Here is a 24,882-nt window from a genome sequence, read left to right as displayed (position 1 = left end):
CGCGGTTCGAGTCGGCTCCGGCTCAGAATCCGAATATCGGAACGAACCGGAACGTGAGGTAGGCACCGAGCGTCGCGATGGCCGGCACGACGTTCTGCATCAGGACGACCCGAGCGGTCATCACGGGATTGAACAACGCCCCCGGATCGGGGATGTCCTCGGCGTCCTCCGCGCCGATCGGAGGGAGCGTCTCACCCTCCGTTTCGGCCGCCAGCGCGTCGACCGTGATCGGGGCCCCGCCGTTACCGGTGACTATCTCGGAACCGGTCATCGGTCGAGTCGCTCGGCCCCACCCCAACCCGACGATGGACATGGTGGCGATGATGACGAAACTCGCGGGAATGCCGAGCGCCGAGAGGAAGACGACCAGCGTCGAGGAGACCGACGCGACGACGATGGCCGCGGTGAGGGGGAGTTCCGTGAGGTCACTGCCCATCGTCTCCAGGGTTCGTCGAGCGATGGTGAACGAACCGATGGCGACCGCGATACCGCCGAAGATGATAGCCGGGTTCATGGCCAGTTCGCCGCTGCCGACCAGCGGTGCGACGGCGTTGGCGATGTTCGAGGTGCCCGAGGAAAAGGCCATCAGACAGCCGATGGCGACGACGGTAACCGTCCCGACTAGCTCCCGACGGTTGGTCGTCCGGTGAATCCGCGGGATGGGGACGACACCGGACCGGTCGAGGTCCAACAGGGGACCCGTACTGCGCTCCATCGCGATCAGTCCGTTCAGCCGCGCGTAGAAGTACCGACCGATGATCAGCGATACCCAAAAGCCGATGATGGGCGAGACGACCCACCACACGACGATCTGTCCCATCACGGCGAAATCAAGCACGCCGCCGGCCAGCGCCAGGCCGGCGATTGCCCCCACGGCGGTCATCGAGGTCGAGGCCGGGACGCCGAAGAGGTTCCCGATCAGCAGTGCGACCCCGATAAAGAACAGCACCGCGATGGAGGATTCGAGCGTGAAGACACCGGGGTCGACGACCAGTTCGGTGCCGAGTTTCGTCACGACGTTCCGACCCAGCGTCCAGGCACCGATGAAGAAGAACACGCCCATCAGCGCCGCGGCGACGGGTTTGGAGATGGCGCCGGCCCCGACGGCCGGCCCGAACGCCGGCCCCGTGGTCGACCCCCCGATGTTGTAGGCGACGAACATCGCAACGAGAACGCCGACGACGAGTAGGAGGCTTGTCATCGGTTCTCTGTGTCGTCGTCCTCGGTTGCCTTCTCCACCTCGTCATCCTCGGAAGGCTTGTCCACTTCGTCGTCCTCAGCAACGTTCTTCACCTCGTCATCCTCGGAATGCTCGTCCACTTCGTCGTCCTCAGCAACGTTCTCCACCTCGTCATCCTCGGAAGGCTCGTCCACTTCGTCGTCCTCGGCGGCCCCCTCCACCTCCCCGTTCGCCCTCTCGGCCGCACGCTGTTCTTCGAGGGTTCTCTCCATCGTCTCGCCCACCTTCTCCTCGACGGTCTTCTCTACCGTCTCGCCAACTGTTTTCTCGACAGTTTCACCGACTGTCTTTTCGACCGTCTCACCAACCTTCTCGTCCACCGTCTTTTCGACCGTCTCGCCCACCTTCTCCTCGACGGTCTTCTCTACTGTCTCTCCCACCGTCTTCTCGACGGTTTCACCGACTGTCTTTTCCACCGTCTCTCCGACCTTCTCGTCCACCGTCTCCTCGACGGTCTTCTCCACCGTCTCGTTGACTGTCTCGTCAACGGTTTTTCCGACCGTCTCTTCGACGGTTTCCTCGACTGTCTCCTCAACGGTTTCCTCGACTGTCTCCTCGACGGTTTCGTTGACCGTCTCCTCGACGGTTTCTTTGACCGCCGTCGTCATCCAATTCGGGTCGAACCGGGCCATCTTCCAGACGACGTGGAGGACGTAGGAGACTAACACTCCAAATCCGAACGCCAACCCGACAGCGTTTCCGGCGACGACAATCAGTCCGACCGAGACCGCGATCAACAGGCCGTAGGCCAGATCAACGAGAGAGTCGACGCGACTCGGGTTCACAACCCACCCACTCCGAGAGCTATTTGTATGGGTAGAATCGGCTTCGACTCAATAGATGTGAGAGAACTCATATAGATTCTACACCCTCCTCGCTCAAGTAAGTTGGCAATAACAGATTGGCCGGATACCGGTGTTCGAGCGTGGTCGATTGGAGCGTCGACCGAAGAAAACTCCCTCTAATAGAGGGTAGTGTGGCGCTGTTGAAGACGAGTCGTGGCCGTCCACAGTCCCGACGAACTACCGAGCAATTGTCCGGAGGGCCGTGTGAAATAGAGATACGGCGGTTCTATTTCGTCGGCCGTTCGAGGAACTCGCCGCGTAGACGGCGCATCTGCTTCGGCACCGTTTCATCGCCGACCGCCGTCCCCTGGCCGTGTGCGTTGACATCAGGGACGTGAACCTGAATGGTGATTTCCACGCCTCCGTCGAATCGACGCCAGAAGGGGAGTCCGCTGACAAGTCCACGACTTCAGTCGTGAATGACTGACCGCTTCGTCGCTTCGACGAGCGCCAGCCCCGACAGTGGGCCGACGCTCTGTTGGGTGACGTCTGCGAAGCCGGCGTCCCGGAGCCACGAAGCGACCTCCTTGTGGGCGTAGACGGTTGCTCCGAGGGTCGTCAGATACGTCAGCGCGACGAACCGGAGACCGGACTCACCGGCGTTCGTCCGCTCCCCTCCCACTGATCCAGCACGATAATCCGCCCGCCCGGCGCGAGCGAATCGGCCACACGCTCGAACAGCGCAGTGTTTTCTCCCGAGTCGTGCGCGTGGACGACGTTGAATAGGAGCGCCACGTCGTAGCCGTCCCCGAGGTCGTCCGCCCGGTAGTCTCCCGCTCGTGTGCTGATTCGGTCCGCCACCGCGTCCGGAACCTCGTCGTCGACGGCCTCGACGGCCCCCGGGAGGTCGAAAACGGTCGCCGAGAGATTTGGGTGCCGGCGGCACAACTCGGTGGCGTAGAGTCCGTGTCCCCCGCCGACGTCGATGAGCCGCGTGCTCCCGCCCGGAACGGTCACCGCGTCGACCACGTCGTCCACCAGCAGAGAGGCGGCCGCCCGAAAGCCGGCCTGCGCGACCGTCCAGCGGCCGGGCTGCTCGTCGAACCACTCGTAGATCGACTGGCTCGGTTCGCCCTCCCTGACCGCGGTTTCGAGTTCACCCTCCCAGAACGGGAAAACGAGTTCGTTCCAGAACGCGAACCACGGTCCCATATTGGTCTCGGACGCGGCCAGCAGCCATGTCTCCGTCATCCCGGTGAGGCGGTAGCCGTCCGCTTTGCTCGCCAGATAACCCCCAACCACCAGAAAGTTGCAAAGCGTAGCGATACCGTCAGGATGGGCGTCGAGGCGGTCGGCGAGGGCCGCGGCCGTGAGCGGGGCCTCCGCGTCCGCGAGCGACTCGAAAAGGTCCAACTCGAGGGCGAGCGACAGTGCAGGACCCACTTCGACTCTTCGTCAATTCACTTCGCACACGGGGTCTCTTTTGAGCCCGTCCCATGAGCGACAGCGGACTTCCCAGACTGATCAATAGATTCAAGAAAACGTTTCCCCCTCCTCCACCCTTGACTTCCAAAATCATATTTGATATCCACAGAGGCCCTGTACTGTAGTCCCACTATGAAGGTAGGGTAGTCCACTGACCATAGTTTATATGCTGTTTAAGACCTTTTTATACCACAAGAGAATATGACAAGTGACCGCCATTGAATCCTTGATTATCAAATTTTAAATCCTTAGTCAAAGGTGAGATACTTGTGAGCCTACACGTATGACAATCCAAGACGAACTCTCGAAGCTGTTCGCCGCATCAACAACTGAGAACACGATTTTCACCGAACTACACTACCGGTTCGTGCACCGAGCAGCGGTACCGGTCTTCGTACTGTTGTTGGCCGCCGTCGATCCCGCACTCGCCCAAACCACTGACCAAAGCATCGTCTGTCAAGCCGACGGGCTTTCGACCATGATATCCGGATTCTTCCAGCTTACGACTGGCCTCGGCGTTATTGGGCTAGTTATCGTCTGGCAGGGAAACTCGCTCATGGAGATGTTCTCGTTCGGCCTTGATGCTCGCGAGAAGATCAAGCGCCACAAGCGAACGGCGTTCAAATCGACTGGAATGCTTCTCGTTCTCGGGCCACTCTACACAGTCGCAGGCTCGACGATGGGACTCCCGCTCGCCTCGTGCGTCGACCTCGCCCCGTGGTGAATACGAGGTCATAGCACATCACACCAATGCGGCCATTTCTTCGCATAGTGAGCGTTGTGAGCGCACTCACGCTCCTTACCACGGGGGTCTCAGCGGATGCACCACCGAATGATCCGACCGTACTCTGGTCGGATGATTCCGACGACTGTAGGATGAGTCTCTCAGAGACAGATGCGCTCGGAGAGTTAGCAGAGTGTACCGATATCACCTATTCGACGCCACCGGAGACAGTAGAACAGGTGACCAGTGAATCGTTCGAGCAGATCCGGTCACTCGGTCCGTACGAATCAGCGTATCCGAACGGTGCAGAAGTAGCGTCGAGCGGGCCGATTCGAGATGCGCACGCGACGATCTTCTCGAGTGGCCCAGAAACAATCACTCACTCGACCGCTGATGAAACAACTCGCTACGTCGCCCCAGCAGGAACACTTCGAGCACTTATCGACTATCGAATTGAACTACCTGATAGAGTCGAAACAGAGAACGAGACGACGACGTGGGCTCTCGAATCCACCGAGGTCGATGCTGTTCGGTTCGGAGTCGATAGTGAGATACGAGAGCGATCACAGTCAAGCACGCCAACGTTTCGGTACTCACTCGCTGGAAAGGGAAGACGAACGCTTTGGGTTGAAGCCAGAATGTTGGCGACAGTTGAGAAGACTAGTACACGAAAGACAGCGAATCAAACGGTCACCGAGACCTCTCGCACGGAGTACCAGGTTACCGTTCACGACTCGGTAGACGTTCAGATCTATCGACCGTCCTACAATGTTGCCATAGCGAAGACTCCTGCCGAGACAGGACTCCTTGCAGTAACTGCGTCACAACCGTACGCAGCATACAGATCTGCCGCCGATACCGACGAATCAGTTCGGAACGTTTGGCGCTTCTACACTGTTGGGTCCGGTTCCTGGCAGACGATAACCCGAACATCCGAAGCAGGTCGAGAGACGGCCGCACTACAGACACGCCCTGTCGTCGTTCATGCGTATCCAGCACGTACTCAACCGAGTCCTGCACCCCTTTCGCGGGCGGTACGCGTGCAAGCGGATCGCTCAACGTGGGCGACAGAGGACGCACCAGCCCTCCCGAGTCGGATTGCAGTCGACGTTATCGATGCATCGTATCGCCGACCGGAAACGCTCGTCACAGACCACAGTCACCCCCTCGAAGACGTACTCTCGATTAGAGGGTTGGTAGCCGGAACGACGACCACGGTCGACGTCTCCGATAAGCAACGGACGAGCGAACTACGACCCACTACGCTCGAAACGACCGTGCTCTCGAAGAACGAGACGGCAGTCGTTCTCTCGGTCGCACTCCGAGACAACACGACAGGCGACCGGATCCGACCCACACGTCGAACTGACGCAGGTGGTGTACTCCAGAGTGGAGGCAGAACCTACGCGATCGATTCCGACGGAACGACAAGGATACTGGTACCTGCACGCGGCATCTCCACCGTCTCTTACAGACCGAAAGCGTGGGATGGTACTGGAACTACGTATCTTCCCAGTACCGAACGTGTCGCATTCCACCCACTCACGAGTCTCGGCGGGTGGGTTACACTCGGTGTCGATGCTCTGAGAGCGAGTATCCCGTTCGTGGTCGTATTCATCGCTGGCAGGCGCCTCGGTCAGTTGTTCTACGGCGAGGAGGGTCGATGGTAGGAGGACATCGTGGCTGAATCAACGCTCGGTGAACTCGGGACGCGGTGGTTCAGCGATATCATCGGCGTCGTAACCAACTGGCTGCGTCAGATGCTTACAGACGGCTACGAATCGATCAACGCCGAACTGTTTGGTACGACGCTTCCGCAGACAGACGGCAACTTCGTCCTCGGGACGCCGACGAACGGTCCGTGGACGACGATTCATTCGGCAGTTGTCGGCGGCGAGATAACGCTGCTTGCACTACTCGTGCTCGTCTGCACTGTCCAAGCGCACCATTTCCTCCGGATTTTCAGCGTCGGTGATTCGATGCGTGCGCGCCGGTCGAAAGCGACAATGTGGACCGGTGTGATGGTCATCGTCACCTGGTATTGGATCGCGACGCTCGCGCTCTACCTTATCGACGGCTTCACGATCGCACTGTTACCGCCGTTCGAGGCGCTCGAGGCGACGATGCTCGACTTTCTGAGCGTCTCGTTCGTGAATCCAGTCTTTGGCTTTATCTTCGCCGGTGCAGGTGGGCTCACGATTACTGCGGTGAAGGTTGCGCTCCTCCTGCGGCAGATCCTCCTGTACGTCTATCTGTACGGAATGCCGGTGATCCTTGCACTGAAGTACGGAACTCTGCCTGTCATTTCCCGTATCGCGGCCGGGATCGCGAGACGCTTCGTTCCACTTGCGCTCATGCCACTTCCGGTCGCGCTTCTGTTCCACGTGTATGGCCTCCTGTTCACAGCTGAGTACGGCGTGTCGTTTCTTCCGGATACGGCGCTCGTTTCGTATCTCATCGCCGTGTCGCTCCCTGTAACGTCGGTATACATCATTTGGAAGCTCTTCCGCGATGCAGCGCCGCTCGCAACGCGGACCGCGGGACAGGTAGGATCAGCTGTTGCAACCGGCGCTCTCATCGCTGGTTTCGGATACACTGCCGGACCAAGAGCAGCAGCTGACGTTGTTCGTCGGGGTGCGACCGCGACAGCAGCCCAAACGGTTGCACAACGCGCCGGTGAACCGACGAAAAGAACAGCTCCTCATCGGTCGAGCGGAACAGCACAGGACAACGTCGTGAGTGATGCCTACGGTCAGCACGGCATCCCGTCGTACCGTCGAACTGAGAACGATCCCGGATACCAATAACTATGCCTCGTGATACACCCGCCGCTCGGCGGATTATGGACGTCTACGCAGACGCGAACCGACTCCCGATCATCAACCTCGAAGAGGGTGACCTGTACGTGCTCGGCGGTGGCCCAATTGCGGGCGTACTCATCGGTGGGTTTGTTGAGATCGATGCACTCGTTCTCCCACTTGTCGCTCTCGGTGCGCTGTTCGGTATCGCCGCAGTATACGCTGCCCCACCGCATCTCTCCGCTGCAACGTGGCTCGAAGACGTGAGCCGGTACTACGCGACTCGCCCTGCGATGACGTTGAGTCGTGCGGCATCAGCCGACGATGTGACGACAGACGACCGGCTTCCATATCGGCCGTTCGCCGTCGACGAGACGACTGAAGCGCTCACAAAGTTCAAGCGTGCATGGCCAGCGGCGAGGGCAGTCGAGCGGACTGACGGGACAGTGGTTGCACTTCTCGAAGTGCACCCCGGGAACATGGATTTCGCCATGTCGGGCGACTGGGCGGGGATGCAGGAAGTCGGCGAACACTTTGCGAACAACGAGCTGAACTTCCCGCTCACAGTCCATACGACGACACGACCATTCCCTGTCGAACGCCTCATCGAGAAAGTCGAGTCGCGCTTGGACGCAGACGATGTAACACAGAACGAAACACTCGCGACGTTACTCGAAGAATATCGAGAGAAGCGTCCCCGAGAGATGGAGGGGACTCAACAACTCCATCACTTCCTCTGTTTGGAAGTGGCGCCTCGAGACGTGTACACCCGATACGACGAAGAACCGACACCAGCAGGTCGTCTCGCGCGAGTACCGGTGTTAGGGCTAGTTCTCCGTCCGTTCGTCACGCGGCGCGATCGCCTCACAGAAGCAGAAGTACGAACAAAGCTGTTCGAGACGCTCGACCGCCGCTGTCGTATCGTCGAAACGGAACTCATCGCAAAGACGAACGGCTGGGGATCGCGTCGACTCAGTACGACGGAGTGCTATGTTCGGCTGTTGGACTTCTGGAACGGGACAGAACACGACTTCGGTGACGACACAGCGGTCGTTCGATCCGGGATGACGCTTCAGAGCGAGGTTCGCGATGAATAACCTCCACTGGATCGCTGTCGCCTGCGTCACCGGGTTCCTCGGTATCCTCAGCACGGTACTGTGGATAAAATACGACCGACGGACCGAGCCGTACGATCTCGAACACGGATTCGACGAATCGTTTCTCGCAACTGCAATGGACGAACGCGTGGCGCTTCGTTCGGTTGCTGAACTACAGCAGGAGACGCTGGCGCCGTCGGCTATCGAATGGGAGACACGTGCCGCGAAGGTCGGCGAACAGTGGACGTCGTCGCTTACTATCGCGGGCTATCCCGACTATCCTGCCGATGGCTATCTGAACGATCTGTTCAACCTCACGGACGTCGAGTTCGACTGTACTGTTCGACTCCGCCCCTTAGACCAAGAACGAGCACGAAAGAACCTCCGTTCGACTGCAGACGATCTCAGTATCGACTCCGATTTAGAAGAGGGTGTGCGAAGTTCGTATCTCCGGACACGCGCACAGCAAGCGGCAGAGACGTACAGTGCCGTCGAGAACGGCCAGCAGGTCTTCTCCCAATCGATGGTCGTGACCGTCCGAGCGGAGACACGGGAGGAACTTGATAGAGCTGTTCGGAAGATTCGACGGAAACTCAGAGATCATCCCGCGAACCTCACCCCGAAGACGGCCGTGGGCCGGCAGGACTTGGCACTTCAGACGGCGTCACCACTGGGTCCTGCGACGCTCGGCCGAGAAGCCACAGTTCTCGGTGGCGCGGTCGGCGCACTCTTAGCGTCCGTTCACAACCCGACGATACTCGAACCGGATGGCGTGGAAGTCGGCGTCCACCGCCACAACGACAGTCCAGTCGTTATCGACGCGTTCGCCAGAGACAACGGTTACGCGATGTTCACCGTTGGGGAGCCGGGGTCGGGCAAGTCGTTCGGCTCGAAGCAGAACTTCCTCCGGTCGATCATGCGCTCTGAGGACCGAATCGGCGTGATCTTAGAGCCGCTGAACAACTGGGCGGGCGTCGCAGAAGCGCTCGGTGCCCAGCGAATTACGGTCGGCGGAAACATGGGGCTGAACCCACTCGACATCAAGCCGACACCGAAACACATCCGCCGATCGATGAGTGACGACGCGAGCCCGTTCAAAGGAAAGATCGACGACGTGCTCAGTTTCCTGATGAACTACTTCGCCCTCCGTGGTGTGACGCTCGGTGACCGACGAACGACACTCGAACTTGCGGTCACCGAGGCGTACGCTCGGAAGGGAATCACCGAGGAAATGAGCACACACGGGAAGGAGAGCCCCACGATGCGGACGGTGCTCGACGTACTCACCCAGATGACGACGACCCCTGAGTCGTTCGTCATCCGAACGAACGAGGAGACAGCGAAAATCGAAGCCGATGCACCCTGGCTTATCGACCAGCTACGGTCGTTCGCTGAGGGAGGTCGATACGAGAATCTCGGTAACCCGACAGAGTTCGACATTCGTGACGAGAAGGTTATCTATCTCGATTTGGGCCAACAAGAGGGCACTGTCGGTGGGAGCACGAGTCTCCTCATGCAGTTGCTCATCTCACTCGTCTACGAGCGCGCGAAAGAGACGGACAAAGAGGTCGTGTTCGTCATCGATGAAGCGCGCTACATCATGCAGGATGTCGCGAGCTTGGGATTCTTAGAGACGGTGTTTCGACACCACCGCCACCATGACCTCTCTATTCGACTCGTCACCCAGACTGTCGATGAGTTCTTCCAGCATCCCGAGTCCGAAGCGATTCTCGACCAGTGTGCCATCAAGCAGTTCCATCGGTTGTCCGGAATGGATGAGACCTGGGCAAACGAGTTCGGGTTGAATCACGCTCAGATGCGCTTCGTGCAAAATGCGATTCCTGGGAACGATCGGTTGGGCTATTCAGAGGCGCTCATTGGAGTTGATGGAGAGTGGCGCGGAATCGAAGTACGAGCGATGGAACAGGAGACACAGGTGATTGACTACGAGCCGGCAGCCGGGAGCGAAGAAGCAATCAGTGAACAAGCTGAGCTTCGAGCGGATCAGCTGTTGTCTTCCGACTATAGTAGTGTTCGCAAGTCTTCACTTACTCGACCGCATGACACCGTGCGGTCGGATGAGTAATCAGCTGCGAACGCTACTATAGCTATCTTCCTTCAAGGAGAGAATCCCGCCCTTCAGGGTGGGAGTGAATCCGACAACTCCTCCACAGTCCACCAACGATGGCAGACTAGATATTCAACGCCAATCCGCACCATTAAGTAGGCTTATTTACATATCCTATGTATGGCGATTGAGGCCACGCGCACTTACGTTGGTTCCATCCAGAACCACCGGCAGGTCGGTGATGGCCTTGATTTGCTCGGAGACTCCGCCTCCAAAATCTGGAACGTCGCACGATGGACAGCCGACCGCATCTGGAACGCAACCGGCGAAATCCCAGACGAAGGGTCACTGAAATCGTACATGAAGAACCAGTCGTGCTGGAAAGACTTGAACGCACAATCCAGTCAGAAAGTCATCGAAGAACTTTCCGACGCTTTCCAGTCGTGGTTCGATCTGCGACACAAGGACGAGACGGCGAATCCGCCCGGCTACCGTATACACGGCGACACCCGGCCCAAGAGCACGGTCACGTTCAAAGCAGACGGCTTCAAACACGACCCAGAGAACAACCGTGTTCGACTCAGCAAAGGGTCGAATCTCAAGGAGTATTGGTCAGACTTCCTCCTCTGCGAGTACCAGACACGCCCCGGCATTAACCTTTCAGAGGTTGAGTCCGTGCAGAACGTTCGCGTCGTCTGGAACGGCGACGAGTGGGAACTCCACTTCGTATGCAAAGTCAGCCTCGAAACGAACGACTCAGCAGACGATGGCGTGGCAGGCATCGACCTTGGTATCAAGAACATCGCCACAGTCGCCTTCTCCGACAATTACGTTCTCTATCCCGGGAACTCCCTCAAGCAAGACAAGCACTATTTCAAGCGTGCTGAGTACGACACGGAAGGCGATAACGGCCCATCGGAGAAGTCGATGTGGGCACGCAGGAAACTTGCAGAGCGCGAAACGCACTTCTACCACACGCTGACGGACACCATCATCACGGAGTGTGTCGAACGCGGTGTTGGGACGCTCGCAGTGAGTTGGCCCGAAGACGTGCGAGAATCAGATTGGGGCAAGACCGGCAACAAGAAGTTGCATACGTGGGCGTTCGACCGTATCTACCAGTACCTCGCATATAAAGGCGAGATTCGCGGTGTTGAGGTGCTAAAAGAGAACGAGTGGGATACCAGTAAGATCTGCTCACGGTGTGGTGACAACACGAAAGGGAACCGGAAGCACCGTGGGTTGTATGTCTGCTCGTCATGTGGGTTGGTCGGGAACGCGGATTGCAACGGAGCGGAGAATATGCGCCAGAAGATAACTCCGAGTCCTCATGGCGAGGATAGGAGTAACGGCTGTATGGCACAGCCCTCGGTACACCTGTTCGATTCAAAGAGTGGGGTTTTCGCCCCGCGAGAACAAGTTGTGTCGTAGACCAGCAAATATCCCAACTGCGGTACGGGAAGCCCCGTCGTAAACGACGGGGAGGATGTCACTTGCGGATCAAGATCCTATCNGTGTCGTAGACCAGCAAATATCCCAACTGCGGTACGGGAAGCCCCGTCGTAAACGACGGGGAGGATGTCACTTGCGGATCAAGATCCTATCTTCGCCCGGAAAGAACTACTCCACGTCGGTCACGTCCCGGAGGAAAATCGGATTGTCGGTCGTGACACCGAAATCGAATCAGTCGCTGAGGAGATCGGTGCAATCGTCCGTGATGATCCACCGAACAACGTGATGATCTACGGGAAAACAGGAACGGGAAAAAGTCTCGTTTCAAGACACGTTGCTGGACGCGCAAAAGATGCTGCTGGCTCAAATGGTGTAGAGTGTAACATCGTCTATGTCGATTGCTCCGAAGCGAATACCGAAACCAGAGCGACGAGACAGATTGCAACGGCACTCAAACAAGAGACATCGTACGACCAACGCATCCCACTTCGGGGCGTCGGAACGATGGAGTACTACCAGCACATCTGGCGAATCCTCGACACCCATCTCGACTCAATCCTCCTTATCCTAGACGAGATCGACAAACTCGCGAGTTCGAATATTCTCATGCAGCTCTCCCGAGCGAGAGAGGCTGGAAAGACCGACTGCTACATCGGGATCATTGGGATCAGTAACAAGATTCAGTACAAAGAGCAACTGGACGAGCGAATTGATTCCAGTTTCGGTCATCGTGAGCTGTTCTTCCACCCCTATGATGCGGAACAACTCAAAGAGATCATGCGGAACAGGACAGATGCCTTTCAACCAGGTGTGCTCGGATCGGGGACGATCGAACTGTGCGCAGCACTCGCAGCGAAGAAACACGGTGATGCACGGAAGGCAATTGATATTCTCAAAGAGGCCGGTGAGCTTGCTCGTCGTAATGATGACGAGGCGATTACTGATCAGCATATCAAGCAAGCACAGAACGTCGCGGAGATCAACCGCGTAGAAGAGCTAACGAGCGGTGGCACGATTCATGCGAAACTTGCGCTGTATTCGCTCGCGAGCCTCATTATCACCGGTTCAAAGGAGAGCTTTTCGACGCGTGATGTCTACGAGCGATACGAGCAGATGTGTGAGCTCGTCGGTTACGATGCTGTAACAGAGAACGGCCTCTACAAACAGCTCAAAGAACAGGCATTTCTCGGGATTATCGAATCAACCAAGACCGGTGGTGGACGCTCCCAGGGAAGTTACCTTCTCCACCGACTCGTCACGAATCCGAAGCACATCATCAAAGCAGTGCACAGAGATTCGAGTCTCGACACATTGCCATCACTCGGTGACCTCCAGGATTTCAGCACGATCACGAACGAGTCCTCGCAAGCGACTCTTGACTCCAGTTCGTAGGTTGTTTTCACTCTGAACGAGGGGTGTCTCTCTTCTCTCTAGACCCGAAGAGTCTTGTCCGATTTTCAGTCTGAACGAGGGGTGTCTCTGGTGTATCTGCACTTCGGTAGAAGAGAGCAAAATACACTCTGAACGAGGGGTGTCTCCGTTCAAGCGATTACCCGTCGAAAACCCTTTGATTCTGTACGTACATTGTACGTACAAGGATGAGCACGAAACGCGTCAACTTCCGACTGCCGGAGGAATTAGTGACACACGCGGATATTGCAGCGGAAGTTGCGCATAAGAATCGAACTGAAGTGCTTATCGAAGCATTACGAAACTACCTCGAAGAGGTTGAGTCAAAAGAGAGCTTCAAAGAGGCAGTTGTCGAATTATATCTCGCAGATGAAATAGCGTTTGAAGAGTTAGCTGAAGTCATCGGTCGGCAGGACGCTGAGGCTGTTCGCGCATCGAGAGACGTACTTGACCGAGGCGAAGAGCTCGCCGACAAACTCGCAGATTACTAAATGCTCGTCGTTGACACGAGTGCACTTATCTCGCTCGCAGCAGGCAGTGTGTTCGAACTCGTTATTGATGAGTTCGATGTGGCGATTACAGAAACCATACTCACGGAGCTAGAGGAGACTGCATCGTACGACGATCGCCACGCCAGGGCTGCCACGGCGATCCTTGAGAAAGTAGAGCGACTCAATGTAGTGTCAGGGTCGGGAGAGTCACCACTAACGAGTACTATCGATGCTGGTGAAGCAAGCTGTGTCGTAGCGGTTCAAGAATACGACGCTTCGTTTCTGATTACAGATGACTTTCGAGCGCTTCCGGAACTGCAACAGTTAGTCGATGCCGAGGTCGCTCTTTCGCCGATCGTCCTTCGTGCGCTGGTCAAACGGGGCGTTCTCGAAGAAGAAGCAGCACTGCGAAAATTTGAGACGATTGCCAACAAACGTGACTGGCTCGGCGCGCCAATCTACCGCTACGCACGAACGCTATTCTCTGAAAAGTAGTGCTGAACCGCCTGCCTAGTGATCTGTCTCGAACCGTTCGCGCAACATCTCCTCGCGGTCTTCGAACGTCGTCGCCTTCTCACGAACGTCCTCCTCAACCAGCTCCACCTGCGCTAACGCGAGCTGGCTCCCCAGTCCTGTCTGTCCATCCTCCGACGCCGCCTCAACTGCCTGCTGCTCGTAGGTATCACGAACAACCTCGATCGTCCGACTTGGATTGAACAGCATATCGTTCGCGATTCGGACGTAGCCATCCAATGATGTCCCCTCTTTGCCGGTGAAGAAATGCGTGAGCGCGTGCGTTGCGCCCGAGTGCAGCGTCCACATATCGATATCGAACACGTTCGTTGCGTTGGCTCGAGCGTCACTCGCCGCGTGCCCAGCGAGGTAGCTGGGAAAGCCGAGCAGCTCGTAGAACTCCGCGAGGTCGAACGGAACCTGCCGGAAGTTGACCGAGATATCAGATGCATCAAGGATGAATCCGTAGAGGTCGTTCGCCACGAGTTCGAGCTGTCCGAGAAGCTCCGCCCACCACGTCCCGAAATCAGGCACATTGCCAACGTGCTTGACGACTTCTCGGTTCGTCAGTGACCGAATCGAGTTAGCGCACGCATTGTCTCGGGCGAAGCCTTCGACGTAGACGGCATGGCCACCGAAGAAGTCGTATCCGGAGGAGACGCCCATCGTAATCGGTTCCGAGCGATCGGGAAGGGTCACGGACAGCCCGTCGAACATGATGTCCATGTGCACCTCACCGCCACCGCGGTACTGGCGAATCTCGCCGAACACAGCATCACCGAGCGACTGGCCATCGAGTTCTGTCTCTCTGATGACTTCTTCTAACGGCGCGTAGACGTGCGTCGGATTGATGATCGAATACGACTGCGTCGGGACGTGGAAGAGCGGGTCGACCCCCTCCTCTTGTTCGGCGAGTCGCGTCGGTTCGACTAGGGCGTTGAATCGTTCGGTCTCGACCCACTCACCGGAGTAGGGGTCAGCGTACGCGATGTCCGCCTCTACTGCACGGGGAAGGTCACGAACCGCTTCGGCGAACGAAACGACCTCGTCCGGTTGTGCACGTGCGTCGTACCACTCGGGAAGGGCTGCGTCTGATTGACCGTCGATACCTGCAAAGTACGTCGTCTGCTCTGTGTCGTTCATCTCTGTTCACGCAGGCGCGTGCGTGTCGCGCCCGCACCCTTCGGGGCGCATTATTTCTCTCCGGAGTCGAACAGCGGTCAGAGTGATTGATCGCTTCTTACCTCAACTCAGGATACTGCTCATTCCCGCCCTGAACGATCGTTTTACAAACGATACTGCTGGCGGGTCGCCGAAACGACCCCGCCCCTGGACACACGATGCTTGCGTCATCCCAACCCTGTAACGCTAGTCATGAAGAGTTCCTTTGTAGGGGTATCCCGCTTGAGTTGGGTAAGGATATCACCTAAAAACGAGGTACGTAGGGAATCGTGATTGAACGAAACTGTTAGGTGACTACCAACTCAGCGGTGCGAAAGAATGACCGACAATCGGCGAATGTCGACCGACCCGTTCTACGGAGGAACAACAAACCGGATCAAGAACCTGAGAGGCTTTCTCTCGTATCTCCGTGACGGCCCAATCAGCCGTTCGGCAGTTAAAGATTGGATCATCTCGAATACTACGGCACGAAGTCGGGACGCTGTCGATCCGAATATTAGCTTTCTCGCCGCGATTGAGCTCATTAAGATCAACGACGACCAAGTGTCACTATCGAGACGAGGTACGCAGTATCTCAATGATTCTAAGCCAGAGATTCTTTATCAGGCCTTACAATCGAACGTCAAGGGGTTCAATACCATACTCAGAGAGTTAGAGCAGAATCCAATGACAGATGCAGACATCCGAGACTTGCTCGTCAAGAGCTTTCCAGAGACAGAAATGACCACAGCAAGGGGAGCAGCACATCACCGGGAATGGCTTCAAGTTCTCGGATACATCAAACGCTCGGACGGAGTGAATACACTCACTGGTACAGGTCATGATCTCCTGGCCAAGACCAACTGACAGCATGCCCTTGCTCTAAGGGTATAGGGGGGAAGATCGATTACTGCCCTTTGGCAGCGTCCTGTAGTTCGTAGTACCGCCGCCGAACCGTCACTGGCGTCGAATCAACCGCCGCAGCAACGTCTGTCTGTCGGAGCCCCGTATCCAACTCCTGCGAAGCCAGATACACACAGGCCGCTGCAACCGCCGAGGGCTTTCGACCGTTTGCAATGGACGCCTCAACGGAGAGATGAGCGAGTTCAGTCGCCCGAGAACGGACTCGCTGGGAGAGACGACACGCACTCGCCACCTGCGGGATGTACTCGATCGGCGTCTGAACCTCGGTCTCCAGACCGAGTTCGAGATTCAACACGTTGTAGCCGAGTTTGACCTCCTGCACACTACACCGAGCAACCTCCGCGATCGCTTCGACGGGTCGGATGATACTGGCACACCGACAGGTACCGTAGACCGCACCCGCTGCAATCCAATCAATCGAACGACCCTGCAGGAGGCCCTCGTACTGAGCCGTCCGAAACAGCTGCGCCGCTCGCTCTCGAAGTTCGTAGCCAAGTTCCAGCGCACCCGTCATTCGCGCGATCTCACCACAGCCGTATCCGAGATTTCGCTCTTGGGACGTACGCCACCGGGCACGGCGGTGTTCACGACGAAGCCGGGACAGTTGCCGTCGCTTCCGGCTGGAGAGTCCGTTGCCGTTTCCATCAGTACCACGACCGATTTCCGAGGAGAGCCCGCGGTCGTGCCGTGCGGCCGTCAGGGGTGCACCCGTTCTCGCGGGAGACTGGATCGCCTCCGAATCGACGAACTCTCGGTAGGCGTGATCAAGCCGATACTCCGAGAGGATGAGTCCGCACTCCAGACACCGCGTTTCACCGCCATCCGTTCGGACTGTTCCGTCGCACTCGGGACATTCGGCCGCCGTACATTGCTTTCCGCACGCTTCATCAAAACTCGTCTCGTAGATGTTGCTAACAGCCATTGTTGTCTCGGGTGCAGCCCTTCTCGGCCACCCCGCACCCCTTCAGGGGGGATTATCTCTCATGGCGGTCGTCAGGAAGCTCTCTCCGACCGGTTTTGACGCACTCCCAACAGGGAAAGTCGTCGAGGCACTCCAGACAAGATTCGTCTGCTTCGGTCTTTGAACCTAGTGTGCCGTGCTGTTGCCCACCGTCAGCGACGACAGGTTCGTCTCTGTGCAGCGTCATTGCCTGCAGGAGCGGTCGCCGAATTGCGATCGCGACACGATGCTTACAGGCGCCCTCGAAGCGCTCGTCCGCTGGGCAGGTGCAACGAGCCGGGAGTCCGTCTTCGATGTCGACCTCGTAGGTATGGTTTTCCGGATCGGCGTAGCTCGCGTTGGTGACGCGGATCGCGTTTCTGAGAAGCGTGAATTCGAACGCTTCGTACTGCGCTCGTTTTCCGACTCGCTTCGAGAATTCTAGTTGGTTCAGTGGGTGCGTCCTGGTCATAACGCGCGAGGCGCACATGGTCGCCCCGCACTCGTGAGGGGCGAACTATTTCTCACAGAGTAGCGACTAGCTGCGTCTGTTCTGCCAAATGATCGATGGAGTGGGAGTTTGACCCGTCGAGGGTGCGGTCGCTCAAACGTTAAGGATGTGACCAAAATGGCAGCTTCAACCGCACTAGGGTTCGTCTGTAACCCTCGTTTGTGAGGTTGTAAGGCATGGCTGAAACGAGCTTCAACCGCACAGGGTTCGTCTGTAACCCGAGAAACGAGAGCAGATGATATCCCGCCTCCGCGCTTCAACCGCACTAGGGTTCGTCTGTAACGGTTTGGAAGTCGGTGGTGGTGTCCTCCGGTTCGAGGCTTCAACCGCACTAGGGTTCGTCTGTAACTCGGCGTGTGTGTATTGTGAGACGGCGTTGTATTCGGGCTTCAACCGCACTAGGGTTCGTCTGTAACTCGCGGTTCGTGAGGGGGCGACAGAGGCGGTCGAGGCTTCAACCGCACTAGGGTTCGTCTGTAACATGGCACTTCCTGACATCAATCAGATCGTCGACCCGGCTTCAACCGCACTAGGGTTCGTCTGTAACAATAGCGAAGTCGCGCATGCTGAGGAGTTTCTCGCCGCTTCAACCGCACTAGGGTTCGTCTGTAACAAGGGCGTCCGCGTCACCGAGTGCCCGAACATCCGGCTTCAACCGCACTAGGGTTCGTCTGTAACCCGGCGCTGCTCAGGCGGCGAGCGACTCGACCGGCGCTTCAACCGCACTAGGGTTCGTCTGTAACCATTCACAACGTCTCGGGGGGCAGCGGGACGGCGGTTGCTTCAACCGCACTAGGGTTCGTCTGTAACAGTTCAGAAGGTCGCGGTCCGAGACGTCGTCAAGGTCGCTTCAACCGCACTAGGGTTCGTCTGTAACTGTGGACGCCCGTCGTGGAGACCGTCGCGCCGCTCGCTTCAACCGCACTAGGGTTCGTCTGTAACTAGATAGGGAGGGGTTGCAAGACTTCTGCAAGGCGCTTCAACCGCACTAGGGTTCGTCTGTAACCATGGCCAATTCGGCCACCACAACCCTCCTATACGCTATTCACACACAAGTGTTTCCGTCGACCTCCAATACCCCCTAAACCCCCGGGGGGTCGACGGAATCGACCCCCGAGACAAGGTCGTGGCTGCGCGCGCAGCGAAGCGAGCACGGAGCGGTGGGTGGGGTGGTGGGGCTGGCGTGGAGGAGTCGAAAAAAGAACCCACCAACAGATTCCTACTCAGTCCACCATCCGGCGTACTCAACCACCTCCACATCACTCCAGCTCGTCAGCGCGAGCGAACACGTCCCATCGTACCACTTCTTCCGCGCACACCGAAACCGAACACGCTCTCCCTCGCGCACAGCTGGCTGGCCGCTCTTCTTCCAGCTCACGAACTTGATCGTTCCTGTTTCGTCCTTCAGCAGTCCCGCATCCTGAATCGCCGAGTTCGACGGCTCCCAGAGCATCTCTACTTCGCCTTCGACCGTCACCTCTCCACTATTGACATCTCCCACGACCCGAATCGGAACGACCGACTCCGGCCGCCGTTCTTCAGCTTCTGCAACCGCGATCACTGTGCTCATCAACTGATCTCCGTCTGCAACTCGCTCGGCCAACTGCCGTGCGATGGCTGCCGTCGACCCACTGTTCGGCACCGACTCGTGAATCCGCATCGCCTGCCGATTCACCGCCGCTAACTGTTCTTTGCTCAGCTCCTCCCGTGGGTCCGCCTCTTTAGGGTCCGTCCATCGATCCACGCAGCCGGCTCGAATCTGAAAGTCACGCCGCCGCTCCTCGTTCGTCTTCTCGACGACCGCCCTCGTTCGCTCCTCACGGTCTCCCATTTGATGTGCATCCATCCGCATCCGCGTTCGCTCGATCTCGAACTCACGCGCCGCCAGTCGCTCTTCCGCCGCCAACGTTAGCCCACGTCCCCGCTCCGCTACCGATGAATCGATCAGTCCCTGTCGTTCGAGTTCGACCGACGGCCGCAGTTCGACCTGCTCCGCTTCCGTATTCGTTTGTTCATCAACCTGTTCGTCCAAACCTTCATATCCGATCTGTCTCGTAGTACTCATTGCTGTAACCCGAAGGCGCTCACTCGGCGTCTTCTTCCGACGACTACGACTCTCCAGCCGCAGCTCTCCTCATCACAACCCGACTACATCCTCACGCGCGCGCCGCTCGCGCCTTCACGAGCGCCCGTGGGCGCGAGTGGCGCGCGCTCGATAGTGAGAACAAAACCAGCAGCGCGCGTCGATCGGTGACGGCGAGCGGCCAGCGGAGTGAGTTTGACGCCGAGCGAAGCGAGGGGAGTGCTGCGCCGACCGGCGCAGCACCGTCTGGACTCACCCGCTGGCGCTTCGGGAGAAGCGAGCGTGGCCGTCGCCGAAAGAGACGAGCGGTGCGTGCCGGGTCGATAGCGACCAGAGGATCCAGAGAGTGGGACTGAAAGGGGCTCACCGCCGTTGCGTTCATGCGGTCGTCATAGCGACCCCCCTCGTCGAAGACGGGATGTCGGTGTGCGACCGCGAGACTGCGAGGGGCTTTCGAGGGGTCCGACACATCGAAGTTTTGCTAACCGGAGGTCGGTTTACCGAGACTCTGGAAGTGGAGGCCACGTCGTCGCGACCGTCTCGTGAATGAGCTTTGTCTGCGCACGGCGAAGTCGCTCTGAAACCGAAGACGCGGAGATATCCAACTCCGTGGCGATCTGCTGAAGAGAAGTGCGTCGTGGTATCTCGAAATATCCAAGTTCGAAAGCAACTCGCAGTGCTTCGTGCTGGCGATCAGTGAGACCATCACCTGGTGATTCGGCCTCGCCGTCGACCGTGAGCCGATACAAACTGAACTCGCTGTGACGCTGCCAGAACGACGAGAATTCGGAGAATGCATCTCGAGAGGCAAACCAACCCATCTGTCGCCATCCCGTTGGCTCGACTTCGATGCGTTCGATAACAGCGTCCGCAGTTGCAAGTGCTTCAAGCCCGGACAAATCATCGATTTGCCCACCGAGTTGCGCTTCGAAGCTGAGTGCTGGGACGATCTGGTACCGATACGTTTCGTCAGCTACCCCGATGAACGTCCACTCTCCGACGTCGTATGCTTCGGTGAGAGCGTCCTCAACGACACGCTGAGACGCACCCGTTACCGTCGCGAGGAATAGGGGTCGGTTCCCATGGTTGAACTGGAGATCGAGAACGAGCATCGCCTCCGGCACCGCTGCTGCAACGTCGACGAGCGGAAGCGCAGGACAGCTGATTCCGAACTCAGCGACGAGACCCATGTGTGCAGGTCTCTGTCGTGAGTAATGGACGCATCGGATCTTGATCGTGGTTCGGACGCACGGAGGGAGCGAACCTGGAGGATGTGACGTAACGCAAACTGGATGTACGTATAAATGGCCGTCTGACTGAGAGTGTCGCTTAGCCAGTTGCCTACCGAACCTCACAGCGCATGCAGACACTACACTCCGAGACTGATTTCGAGATCAAGTATGAACGACACGGTGAGGGCCAGCCGCTCGTACTGCTGCACGGAGGGATGGCCACCACCCGAGTACTGGAACCCAACCGTCCCGCACTTCCCGGATCGCACGAGCATCGTTCCACAGCGACCGGGATTCGGGACGTGTCTGGATAGTAGCGCAGAAACGCCCGCTGAAGCGGTATTAGAACGGGAACTCGCGTACGTCCGAGCGCTTGCGACAGATCTCGAAGAGACGCCAGTTCTCTTTGGCCATTCGTACGGTGCGCTCACGGCGATAGAGGCGGCAAAAGAAATCGATGCCGAAGCGGTGATTGCTTACGAGCCAGCAGTCCTCCCCGAAGAATATCGACGCCACGCTAATCTCGCGGACCGCATGGAGCAACTCATCGAAAGGGGAGACCGCCGTGCAGCCGTGAAACGCTATATTGAGCACGTTCTCCACCCTGGCGGGATTGATGATCTGGATGCATGGCTGGCGACATGGCCACCTTGGCCGGACTGCGTCGATCTCGCTGAAGAAGTCGTTCGGATGAACCGCGCTGTCGAACAGTATCAATGTCCTACTCGATTCGATGTCAATGTCCCTGTGTTCGTGCTGAGCGGGACGGGTGGTCCGGACTTCCTCCGTGAGAGTGCTCGTGCTGTCCACGATGCACTCCCGCATAGCTGGTTCAGTGAGTTCGATACGATCAGCCATAGTGGGCCGGCAGAAGCACCGGAGCTGATTTCCTCGACAGCCCAGCTCTTTCTTCGCGAGGTACGTAACGAGACACTAGAGCATCGCACCGCCAGAACTAATCTGGGTCGATAGCGGCCACCGAATCCACCGGGACGGGACTGAAAGGGGCTCGCCGCCGTCGCGCTCATATAGTCGTCACAGCGACCCCCTCTCGTTCATCAAGCGAGATGTCGGTGTGCGACCGCGGGGCTACAAGGGACTTTCCGACTGCGATAGGAAGTACTCCTACATCGAGACGACAGGCCAGGGATAGTGTATCGGTGACGTGCCCGAGGAGTACCGGGGTGGACGGGCTCGCGTCTACCAAGTGTGAACTACCCTACTGCTTCGCTCACGTGAAAACTGGACGCGGCGCACCCTCCGCCGCTTCGATGTCGTCAGTCTTCTCGGTCTGTTCGATGAGGTTCTTGTAGGCGGCTTCCTCAAAGAGACCGTTCCGGTCGAACAAGTCACGAGCCGCATCGGTAAGTTGGAAGAACCGATACGGCTCTCCTTTCTCTAAGTCCGCTCGTTCGTGAGACGCAGACTCGATAATACCTGCCTCTTCTAAGATGCTCAGATTCGACGAAATCGTCGAGTCCGGCGTATCAGGAAGGTAGTACGCGAGCTCTTTCTTCGAGGGCGTACTCGTTGGATGGCCCACGATTACACCGACGATATTCTTTCGCGTCGTCGTATCGAGCGCGCTCATCGCCTCGATAGGATCAAGCTCGTCGTCGTGTCGGTCGTGGCGGTGTTCGAGCGCGCTCATTGTGAGTGGAACTACGATATCCGATTGCTTAACCATTTCGGATATCCTCGAAGTGGTCTAAAACGCGATATTCCAAAGAACTAATCCTCAACGATACGAGATAGAGATATGTCCGAACCCTCTCCAGAAGACCTATCTACGCGATTCAGAGACGTCAACAACCGACCCCTCACCCCCTCTGAAACACAAGGGATGCTTACTGCAATCCACGAAAACAACGACTTTTTCGACCCAGACGTTCAGACGGTATTCATCCTCGGCCACTACGGACAGAAGGAAAAACCACACCTCACAGCAGTCAGAGAACAGCTGAATGAGCCAGATGTGCATCCTCGTCTGATGGAGGACGTCTTCGATTTCACCGAGGACTGGACAGCGAAGTTCAAGCTCTTACTTTCGTATGCGGACACCATCGTCGGTGTCTACGAACATTCTCACGGAGGGCACTGTTGGGAGGCCGGCTTCATCGACCAATACGAGTACCGAACACGTACACAGGCGTTCTACCGAGTCTATGCAGACGACGATGACCAGTACGAAGCCTACAACGGGATGTTCTGGACCCATATGCGGTCGCTCGAAAATATCGGACGAGCACGATCGTGGACTGATCGGGCTACTCTCCTGCAACAAGTCGATCAGCTGGCCCTTCAGTCATAGGCGCGAAACTGCAGCACTACTGATTCCGTTGCAAACCTTGGCCACAATCGTTTGTCGAGGGCTGGGAATGCAGTCTCCTTCTCCATCGGTCGTCAATACAGAAGCTAGAATTGATAGAGCAGTGTATAGTTCAGTAGACGTAGATGTCGAGAACGAAGGAGACACTGTGGGAGAGGTGGGTAACACGAACTGTCCTCGAGGATATTACTGCAGCAGAAACACCAGATCCCGTCGAGATCGTCGACGACTCAGGAGCAGAGCTCACGAGAACCGATGCCTACGACGACTACCGTCTCGGGCGAGGAGCCGGTGACTATCTGTATCTTCTCTATCTCCTCGACGAACCAGTCGAAACGGCCACCGACATCATTCCCGTGTACGTTGGCGAGACGGGGAACATCGCGAATCGACTTCTCGAACACTTCAGACGACTCCGTGATTCTCTGCCCACCACGGAGTGGGCTGACGACGGCTCCTGGGGGAGCTACTCGAAGTACGACCACATCGCGACGGTGTACGAACGAGCGACGTCACCGCTGTACGTATGGGGTTGTGACATCGATGAGAGAGAACAGGGACCGTACGGCTTCCCTACCTACCGGCACGAACTTGAAGCGAAGATCGTCGGGCTTGCCCATTCACATCCCCGGTTCACGCGGGCGCTCGCAAACCGAGATTTCGTTCCGAATCGAGTGCCACAGGAGATGGCGAAAGTTGGTCCTGAGTGGGTCGGTCTCGAAGCGGAGACGCCGAACGAAGAGGCGAGGATGATCCGCGAGACGCCGACGGTCAACGTGACGGGCGAGACGAAAGGGGCCCTCTGGCTGGAGTGGGTCGATCAGACGATTCGACGGGAGATACACGATCCTGAGATGGTCGACCCGATTCCGCTCTTCGAGACGGATGAAGATCTCACCGTCGCACTCACGGAGCGGGGTCAGCTCAAACGGAGTGCAGCGATCGAGACTCGCATCCGCGCGGAGGGAAAACAGTGCGTCAACGCCGACGGCGTCAAAGAAGGGCAAAGTGGCCTGCTCTATGTCCTCTATCAGCTTGAGTCGACGACCCCGTCGCCCGAAGAGATCGTCCCGCGGTATATCGGAAAGGCCGAAGCATATGGAAAGAAAAACACACTGAGCGCGAACTTTGAGGAGATCGCGAAGGATCGCGCCGGGACGCAGAAATTCGCCCGCTGGGGCGACGGGAACGCCTACCACGTCGGCGAACTCACGAACACGGTGTTCGGCGACGACTCAAAAAAGCGTAGCTGGGCGAGCGAGCTGTTTGAACAAGGGACGCATCGATTGAAGGCCCAGACGTATCTCTGGGTGCGGGCGTGGGACAACCAGCAGTATCCGAGCCCGTATGGATATCCAGCGTATCTCGCTGAAGCCGAACCGCTTCTCATCGGATTAGCCTACGCAGCATCCCCTGAGACGCTACTCAATCACAACGAAGTTCCTGCCGACGCACCGGCGAACACGCGAGCGTTCGAGTTTCAGCCGGTGCCGAGAGAGGAGCCAGTCGGAAAGTAGCCAGACTCACCGTTGCATTACAGAAAGTGAAAGCGCCGGCCACTCCGCACCAGGTCAACGACGACCAAGTAATTCAGGGGGTAAACTCAGTTCGCCGCCACCGCACTCATTCAGCCATAAAA

The 24,882-nt window shown here is 57.6% G+C and carries 23 protein-coding genes, 1 pseudogene and 1 CRISPR repeat array; of the genes and pseudogenes, 13 read left to right on the top strand and 11 right to left on the bottom strand.

Translation table 11 applies throughout. The annotated features are described in order from the left end of the window. Positions 1-22: 22 nt before the first annotated feature. The 5 genes from C474_RS16565 to C474_RS16555 all read right to left on the bottom strand — a co-directional run bounded on the left by C474_RS16565 (position 23) and on the right by C474_RS16555 (position 3,468). Entirely contained in the window at positions 23-1,201 is a 1,179-nt protein-coding gene (locus C474_RS16565; protein ID WP_008388904.1) for an inorganic phosphate transporter, read from the bottom strand. Continuing rightward, positions 1,198-2,025, bottom strand: coding sequence for a glutamate/valine-rich protein (locus C474_RS22945; protein ID WP_008388902.1), 828 nt, complete (start codon positions 2,023-2,025; stop codon positions 1,198-1,200). The genes C474_RS16565 and C474_RS22945 overlap by 4 nt, the downstream gene beginning before the upstream one ends. Before the next feature lie 286 nt (positions 2,026-2,311). After that, positions 2,312-2,443, bottom strand: coding sequence for a hypothetical protein (locus tag C474_RS23375; protein ID WP_275039821.1), 132 nt, complete (start codon positions 2,441-2,443; stop codon positions 2,312-2,314). Between the two features lie 51 nt (positions 2,444-2,494). Continuing rightward, positions 2,495-2,707 carry a hypothetical protein gene (locus C474_RS23195; protein ID WP_239640448.1) on the bottom strand — a complete coding sequence of 71 codons (213 nt, stop codon included), beginning with the start codon at positions 2,705-2,707 and terminating at the stop codon, positions 2,495-2,497. Beyond that, a complete protein-coding gene (locus C474_RS16555; protein ID WP_239640447.1) occupies positions 2,653-3,468 on the bottom strand; it encodes a methyltransferase in 816 nt (271 codons plus the stop codon). Before C474_RS16555 ends, C474_RS23195 begins: the two co-directional genes overlap by 55 nt. A 325-nt stretch (positions 3,469-3,793) precedes the next feature. On the opposite strand from C474_RS16555, the gene C474_RS16550 reads away from it, so the two are divergent. The 9 genes from C474_RS16550 (at position 3,794) to C474_RS16515 (ending at position 14,045) form a co-directional block, all read left to right on the top strand. Further along, entirely contained in the window at positions 3,794-4,234 is a 441-nt protein-coding gene (locus tag C474_RS16550; RefSeq protein WP_008388900.1) for a hypothetical protein, read from the top strand. Between the two features lie 152 nt (positions 4,235-4,386). After that, complete coding sequence (locus C474_RS22220; protein ID WP_152421699.1) at positions 4,387-5,904, top strand: hypothetical protein; 1,518 nt, start codon at positions 4,387-4,389, stop codon at positions 5,902-5,904. A 9-nt stretch (positions 5,905-5,913) separates the two neighbouring features. Continuing rightward, the gene (locus tag C474_RS16545) at positions 5,914-7,041 is read left to right on the top strand and encodes a hypothetical protein (protein WP_008388899.1); all 1,128 of its coding nucleotides are present in this window, start codon (positions 5,914-5,916) and stop codon (positions 7,039-7,041) included. Between the two features lie 35 nt (positions 7,042-7,076). Beyond that, positions 7,077-8,129 carry a hypothetical protein gene (locus C474_RS16540; protein ID WP_008388897.1) on the top strand — a complete coding sequence of 351 codons (1,053 nt, stop codon included), beginning with the start codon at positions 7,077-7,079 and terminating at the stop codon, positions 8,127-8,129. Then, the gene (locus C474_RS16535) at positions 8,122-10,215 is read left to right on the top strand and encodes a VirB4 family type IV secretion system protein (protein WP_008388894.1); all 2,094 of its coding nucleotides are present in this window, start codon (positions 8,122-8,124) and stop codon (positions 10,213-10,215) included. Before C474_RS16540 ends, C474_RS16535 begins: the two co-directional genes overlap by 8 nt. Positions 10,216-10,377: 162 nt before the next feature. Further along, complete coding sequence (locus C474_RS16530; RefSeq protein WP_008388892.1) at positions 10,378-11,628, top strand: RNA-guided endonuclease InsQ/TnpB family protein; 1,251 nt, start codon at positions 10,378-10,380, stop codon at positions 11,626-11,628. Between the two features lie 147 nt (positions 11,629-11,775). Continuing rightward, positions 11,776-13,041 carry a Cdc6/Cdc18 family protein gene (locus tag C474_RS16525; protein ID WP_049917132.1) on the top strand — a complete coding sequence of 422 codons (1,266 nt, stop codon included), beginning with the start codon at positions 11,776-11,778 and terminating at the stop codon, positions 13,039-13,041. Between the two features lie 206 nt (positions 13,042-13,247). After that, positions 13,248-13,550 carry a ribbon-helix-helix domain-containing protein gene (locus tag C474_RS16520; protein ID WP_008388888.1) on the top strand — a complete coding sequence of 101 codons (303 nt, stop codon included), beginning with the start codon at positions 13,248-13,250 and terminating at the stop codon, positions 13,548-13,550. Then, positions 13,551-14,045, top strand: a complete 495-nt coding sequence (locus tag C474_RS16515) for a hypothetical protein (RefSeq protein ID WP_008388886.1) — start codon at positions 13,551-13,553, stop codon at positions 14,043-14,045. It abuts the gene before it with no gap. A gap of 15 nt (positions 14,046-14,060) precedes the next feature. Here C474_RS16515 and C474_RS16510 read toward each other — a convergent pair whose 3' ends face one another. After that, complete coding sequence (locus C474_RS16510; RefSeq protein WP_008388884.1) at positions 14,061-15,206, bottom strand: hypothetical protein; 1,146 nt, start codon at positions 15,204-15,206, stop codon at positions 14,061-14,063. A gap of 357 nt (positions 15,207-15,563) precedes the next feature. Between C474_RS16510 and C474_RS22215 the strand changes: the two genes are divergently transcribed. After that, a complete protein-coding gene (locus C474_RS22215; protein ID WP_152421698.1) occupies positions 15,564-16,091 on the top strand; it encodes a hypothetical protein in 528 nt (175 codons plus the stop codon). A gap of 40 nt (positions 16,092-16,131) precedes the next feature. On the opposite strand, the gene C474_RS23370 is transcribed toward C474_RS22215, so the two are convergent. The 4 genes from C474_RS23370 to C474_RS16490 all read right to left on the bottom strand — a co-directional run bounded on the left by C474_RS23370 (position 16,132) and on the right by C474_RS16490 (position 20,872). Further along, positions 16,132-17,070 (bottom strand): transcription initiation factor IIB, encoded by a 939-nt coding sequence (locus tag C474_RS23370; protein ID WP_049917131.1) that lies wholly within the window; start codon positions 17,068-17,070, stop codon positions 16,132-16,134. A 52-nt stretch (positions 17,071-17,122) separates the two neighbouring features. Next, a complete protein-coding gene (locus tag C474_RS21775; protein ID WP_008388880.1) occupies positions 17,123-17,560 on the bottom strand; it encodes an SWIM zinc finger family protein in 438 nt (145 codons plus the stop codon). Positions 17,561-17,852: 292 nt separating this feature from the next. Further along, a CRISPR array of direct repeats spans positions 17,853-18,605; the repeat unit is 30 nt; unit sequence GCTTCAACCGCACTAGGGTTCGTCTGTAAC. A gap of 213 nt (positions 18,606-18,818) precedes the next feature. Then, the gene (locus C474_RS16495; RefSeq protein WP_169330571.1) at positions 18,819-19,631 is read right to left on the bottom strand and encodes a DNA-binding protein; all 813 of its coding nucleotides are present in this window, start codon (positions 19,629-19,631) and stop codon (positions 18,819-18,821) included. A 548-nt stretch (positions 19,632-20,179) separates the two neighbouring features. Continuing rightward, on the bottom strand, positions 20,180-20,872 hold the full coding sequence (locus tag C474_RS16490; protein ID WP_008388876.1) for a helix-turn-helix domain-containing protein: 693 nt from the start codon (positions 20,870-20,872) through the stop codon (positions 20,180-20,182). A 170-nt stretch (positions 20,873-21,042) separates the two neighbouring features. Between C474_RS16490 and C474_RS21770 the strand changes: the two are divergent. Next, positions 21,043-21,886, top strand: a pseudogene (locus tag C474_RS21770) (alpha/beta fold hydrolase). 259 nt (positions 21,887-22,145) lie between these two features. Here the strand turns inward: C474_RS21770 and C474_RS16480 are convergent. Further along, positions 22,146-22,565 (bottom strand): winged helix-turn-helix domain-containing protein, encoded by a 420-nt coding sequence (locus C474_RS16480; protein WP_049917156.1) that lies wholly within the window; start codon positions 22,563-22,565, stop codon positions 22,146-22,148. Positions 22,566-22,673: 108 nt separating this feature from the next. Here C474_RS16480 and C474_RS16475 point away from each other — a divergent pair, with 108 nt between their 5' ends. Together C474_RS16475 and C474_RS16470 are read left to right on the top strand one after the other, a co-directional pair. Further along, a complete protein-coding gene (locus tag C474_RS16475) occupies positions 22,674-23,225 on the top strand; it encodes a hypothetical protein (protein WP_049917128.1) in 552 nt (183 codons plus the stop codon). Positions 23,226-23,368: 143 nt separating this feature from the next. Beyond that, on the top strand, positions 23,369-24,760 hold the full coding sequence (locus C474_RS16470; protein ID WP_008388866.1) for a hypothetical protein: 1,392 nt from the start codon (positions 23,369-23,371) through the stop codon (positions 24,758-24,760). The last annotated feature ends 122 nt before the right edge of the window (positions 24,761-24,882 follow it).

The sequence above is a fragment of the Halogeometricum pallidum JCM 14848 genome, from assembly GCF_000337095.1.
GTDB lineage: Archaea > Halobacteriota > Halobacteria > Halobacteriales > Haloferacaceae > Halogeometricum > Halogeometricum pallidum.
Note: the sequence above shows the minus strand (reverse complement) of the source record. Positions and strands in the feature narration are given on the sequence as shown.